Consider the following 1466-nt stretch of genomic DNA (forward strand, 5'->3'; position numbering starts at 1 on the left):
AGCTTGCTTCCCGCTGACGAGCGGCGGACGGGTGAGTAATGCATAGGAATCTGCCCGATAGTGGGGGATAACCTGGGGAAACTCAGGCTAATACCGCATACGTCCTACGGGAGAAAGGGGGCTTCGGCTCCCGCTATTGGATGAGCCTATGTCGGATTAGCTGGTTGGTGAGGTAATGGCTCACCAAGGCAACGATCCGTAGCTGGTTTGAGAGGATGATCAGCCACATCGGGACTGAGACACGGCCCGAACTCCTACGGGAGGCAGCAGTGGGGAATATTGGACAATGGGCGCAAGCCTGATCCAGCCATGCCGCGTGTGTGAAGAAGGCCTTCGGGTTGTAAAGCACTTTCAGCGAGGAAGAACGCCTGTCGGTTAATACCCGGCAGGAAAGACATCACTCGCAGAAGAAGCACCGGCTAACTCCGTGCCAGCAGCCGCGGTAATACGGAGGGTGCAAGCGTTAATCGGAATTACTGGGCGTAAAGCGCGCGTAGGTGGCTTGATAAGCCGGTTGTGAAAGCCCCGGGCTCAACCTGGGAACGGCATCCGGAACTGTCAGGCTAGAGTGCAGGAGAGGAAGGTAGAATTCCCGGTGTAGCGGTGAAATGCGTAGAGATCGGGAGGAATACCAGTGGCGAAGGCGGCCTTCTGGACTGACACTGACACTGAGGTGCGAAAGCGTGGGTAGCAAACAGGATTAGATACCCTGGTAGTCCACGCCGTAAACGATGTCGACCAGCCGTTGGGTGCCTAGCGCACTTTGTGGCGAAGTTAACGCGATAAGTCGACCGCCTGGGGAGTACGGCCGCAAGGTTAAAACTCAAATGAATTGACGGGGGCCCGCACAAGCGGTGGAGCATGTGGTTTAATTCGATGCAACGCGAAGAACCTTACCTACCCTTGACATCTACAGAAGCCGGGAGAGATCCTGGTGTGCCTTCGGGAACTGTAAGACAGGTGCTGCATGGCTGTCGTCAGCTCGTGTTGTGAAATGTTGGGTTAAGTCCCGTAACGAGCGCAACCCTTGTCCTTATTTGCCAGCACGTAATGGTGGGAACTCTAAGGAGACTGCCGGTGACAAACCGGAGGAAGGTGGGGACGACGTCAAGTCATCATGGCCCTTACGGGTAGGGCTACACACGTGCTACAATGGCCGGTACAAAGGGTTGCCAACTCGCGAGAGTGCGCCAATCCCGAAAAGCCGGTCTCAGTCCGGATCGGAGTCTGCAACTCGACTCCGTGAAGTCGGAATCGCTAGTAATCGTGAATCAGAATGTCACGGTGAATACGTTCCCGGGCCTTGTACACACCGCCCGTCACACCATGGGAGTGGACTGCACCAGAAGTGGTTAGCCTAACGCAAGAGGGCGATCACCACGGTGTGGTTCATGACTGGGGTGAAGTCGTAACAAGGTAGCCGTAGGGGAACCTGCGGCTGGATCACCTCCTTAAACGATGCGTCA

Annotated in this window: 1 rRNA gene; it reads left to right on the plus strand. The window is 56.0% G+C overall.

From position 1 onward, the window contains the following. Window positions 1-1454 (plus strand): 16S ribosomal RNA (locus ACT3TY_RS17860); the annotation flags it as partial. Window positions 1455-1466: the final 12 nt, after the last annotated feature.

The sequence above is a fragment of the Halomonas sp. AOP22-C1-8 genome, assembly GCF_052378905.1.
GTDB classification, from domain to species: domain Bacteria; phylum Pseudomonadota; class Gammaproteobacteria; order Pseudomonadales; family Halomonadaceae; genus Vreelandella; species Vreelandella citrativorans.